This window comes from Phenylobacterium sp. (assembly GCF_031425575.1).
In the GTDB taxonomy this organism is placed as follows: domain Bacteria; phylum Pseudomonadota; class Alphaproteobacteria; order Caulobacterales; family Caulobacteraceae; genus Phenylobacterium.
In genome coordinates, this window is the sequence record NZ_JANPJP010000007.1 from 1 (window position 1) to 3,295 (window position 3,295).

Here is a 3,295-nt window from a genome sequence, read left to right on the forward strand (position 1 = left end):
GCGATATTGTGCCTAACGCGGCGCACGACCATTCATCTCATCGCCGGCGTCCTTTGGCAGGCGCAGGAACCAGAACATCGAGATCATGGTCACCGCGCCGATGATCATGAAGGCCGGGGACACGACGGCCGCGGTCAGCCGTGTTTCGCCCTGGTAGCGCATCAGGCCGTGCAGAAGGCTGGCCGCCAGGCCGATGCCGATGGACTGAACCAGTTGCTGGATCATGGACGAGGTGGTCGCCGCGCGGCTCATCTGGTCCTGCTTGATCTCGGCATAGGCCATGCCGTTGAGCGAGGTGAACTGCAGCGAGCGGAAGAAGCCGCCGACCCCCAGGACCACCATGATCGCCCAGTGCGGCCAGTCCGGGCGGAAGAGGGCGTAGGCCATGAAGCTCAAGCCCACGATAACGGCGTTGACCGACAGCACCGAGCGGAACCCGAACCGGCGCAGGATCGGCGGGGCGGTGGTCTTCATCACCAGGGCGCCGACCGCGGAGACGAAGGTCATCAGGCCGGCGGCAAATGCGCTCATCCCGAAGGCGACCTGCAGCAGCATGGCCAGCAGAAAGGGATTGGCCCCCATGGCGATGCGCATGAAGGCGCCGCCCACCACCGAGGCGTTGAAGGTCTTTTTCCGGAAGACCGACAGGTCGATGACGGCGTGCGGGGTGCGGGCCGCGTGCCGACCATAGAGCGCCAGAGCCACCAGACCGACGGCGAACAGACCGACCACCGCCACCGGGTTCGCCTGGTCGCGGCCCAGGGTCTCGAAACCGAAGATCAGGCAGGCCAGACCGACGCCGGTCAGCACGATCCCCAACGGATCCAGCCGGGACGCCCCCTGTTCGCGGATATCGGGGATGTAGCGCCAGGCGAGCACCAGGCCGACGGCGGCGATGGGCAGGTTGATGAAGAAGATCCAGGGCCAGTCGGCGAAGGTGACGATGGCGCCCCCCAGCACCGGCCCAATCACCGGCCCCAGCAGCGCCGGCATGGTCATCACCGACATGGCGCCCACCAGCTCGTTCTTGGGCGTGGTGCGCAGCAGCACCAGCCGCCCGACGGGCGCCATGGCCGCGCCCGCCGCGCCCTGGATGAACCGTGCCAGGGCCATCTGGTCCAGAGTCTGGGCGAAGCCGCAGGCCACCGAGCCCACGGCGTAGAGCACGATGGAGGTCAGGAAAACGCGCCGCGCTCCGTACCGGTCGGCGATCCAGCCGCTGAGCGGCAGGAAGATCGCCGTCGCCAGGAGGTAGATCGTGATGGCGATGTTGAGCCGGAGCGGCGCGACGCCGAACGCCTCAGCCATCGCCGGCAACGCATTGGCGATGACCGTGGCGTTCAACGTCTGCATCATCAGCGCCGCGCCGATGATGGCGGGCACCAGCCAGCCACGCCGAACGCTCGCCGCGCGATCCTGCGCCGACGCTGGGGGCGCTACCGGCGGGTCGGGAGGTTCGACGTCGCTCATGGGACCGGGCGTAACAGGCGGGAGGTGTCGGGTACAACCGCAGAACAGACGACGGATGTTGGCGCTGATGTCAGCCGGAGCTCTGCCAAGGAGGATCGGGGCCGGCGATGGGCTTTAGGGTGCAGTCCGAGCGGGGCCGGGCTGGCCTGCGGCGGCGCGTCGGCTCGGGATTGGCGTCTTCCTGGTCCTTGACCCACCAGTTAGTAAGGCGGGCCAGGCCGTCGCGGTGAATGTGGTGGGGGTCGAGGACGGCGGCCTGCTCGTCCAGCAGGTCGCTGAGGTTCTGAAGCTGGAACGCCAGCGAGGCGTCGGCGGACTCGCAGTCGCCCTCGCTCTCGTGGTCAGCTTCCTCGGGCGACCGGACGCGGGCGGGACGCAGGTCCGGACGCGAGGGCCGGGCCACAGGCTCCGGCGCCGCCGCGACATCCTCAGCCGCCCAGCGTGCGATCTCCCGCTCATCGCGCCGCCGGTCGCGAGCCATTCTGGCTCCAGCGACAAGGTCAGCCGCAGACCCCGGCCCATGCGGTCGAACACCACAGCGGCCTGATCCTTGTCACCCGACGCCTCAGCGCGCTGCAGACGCTGAAAAGCGCCCTGGGTGGCCGTGGACATCAGTTCGGCCAAGACCTCCAGCGCGACGGCGTGCCGCGCGGACATTTCAACAGGTGTTCACGGTTGGAAGAGAACATAAGATGAACATGAAGTCAAGTTTTAGGACCCCTCGTTCGCCGGCCTGCGCGCGGAGGAACGGATCGAGCGGCCTCTGGCCAATGGATTTCATAGACGGTGCGCCCTATCGTGACATTGGCCGCCGGCGCCGTTAGGCGGCTACGCGCCAAGGATGGGCGTCAGCCGAGAGCCGATTTCGCGGTCAAAGACCGCGTGAGCTGCGATTGCGGTTGTGTGCGCGCGCCGGCCGTCCCGCGTCGGCGCATCAAGGCGCCCGCGAGGCCGAAACCGAGGATCAGCATTGTCCAGCTTTCGGGTTCGGGAACGGCGGTCGCGGACTGGCCCATCGTGAGTTGCTGCAGGTCAAAACGAAAGCGGGTGTCCTTCGTGAAGTCACCAGCCGTCAGCTGGTAGATGATGGTTTCATTGATCTGAGCCGTCATATTCGGGATCGGCATGCTCCCGACCCCACCGCTGGTGACGGCCCCGTCCCAGCTTGGCGCGCCATCCGCCAAGTAATCTGGCCAGGTCCGACCGTTGGGGAGCTTGGCTCCAAGGTAGATTTCGTATTGGTCGTATACGGTCGCCGGGGCGCCTAGCGCCGTCCGCACGGCGAACTCTATCGTTTCGACAATCAGCCGATCATGCACGACGCCGCCCGAACTGGCGTTATAGAAAGGGCTGCCAGGGGGCACATCGGTGACGGCAAACGTCTCACTGACGCCGTTCAGGGTTTGCACGATCGTCATGGCGCGCGGGACACTGAAACAGGCGAACCAAGGGCTGCTTCCGCAGGAGGTGGCGTCGCCCAGGTCGTAGGTGAAGCTGCCGCTCACCGCCATCCCGGTCACGTCGGTCCGAGTGGCGTAGCCGAAGGCGCCCTGGGCGTGTCCGCTCGTTACGACGCCGTTGTAAGCGCCGGTGACAACGACGGCGCCCGCCGGGGTGGCGCCAAGGGCGAGAGCCGCAGCAAGTGCAGCCATGCGTGTGATAGGGATCATCGTTGGAACCTCAAAATATTGCGCGGGACGCAGGGTGGCTGTTCGGCCGCCCGCAGCGGTGTGTTAGGCAGCGGCCGCGCGCAGGGTCCGGCGGCGTTGAGCTGCACCGACCAAGGCGAAGCCTATGATCATCATCGCCCAGCTGGCGGGTTCGG

At 67.0% G+C, this 3,295-nt stretch carries 4 protein-coding genes; all 4 read right to left on the minus strand.

Annotation, left to right across the window (positions count from 1 at the left end; translation table 11 throughout):
* Nucleotides 1-12: 12 nt before the first annotated feature.
* On the minus strand, nucleotides 13-1,383 hold the full coding sequence (locus RMO97_RS00240) for a DHA2 family efflux MFS transporter permease subunit (RefSeq protein WP_310538561.1): 1,371 nt from the start codon (nucleotides 1,381-1,383) through the stop codon (nucleotides 13-15).
* Nucleotides 1,384-1,540: 157 nt separating this feature from the next.
* Nucleotides 1,541-1,951: a hypothetical protein gene (locus RMO97_RS00245; RefSeq protein ID WP_310538562.1), complete on the minus strand. Its 411-nt coding sequence runs from the start codon at nucleotides 1,949-1,951 to the stop codon at nucleotides 1,541-1,543.
* 367 nt (nucleotides 1,952-2,318) lie between these two features.
* Nucleotides 2,319-3,140: a PEPxxWA-CTERM sorting domain-containing protein gene (locus RMO97_RS00250; protein ID WP_310538563.1), complete on the minus strand. Its 822-nt coding sequence runs from the start codon at nucleotides 3,138-3,140 to the stop codon at nucleotides 2,319-2,321.
* Between the two features lie 63 nt (nucleotides 3,141-3,203).
* On the minus strand, nucleotides 3,204-3,295 hold a 92-nt coding region (locus RMO97_RS21540; protein WP_409035259.1), incomplete at its 5' end, for a PEPxxWA-CTERM sorting domain-containing protein.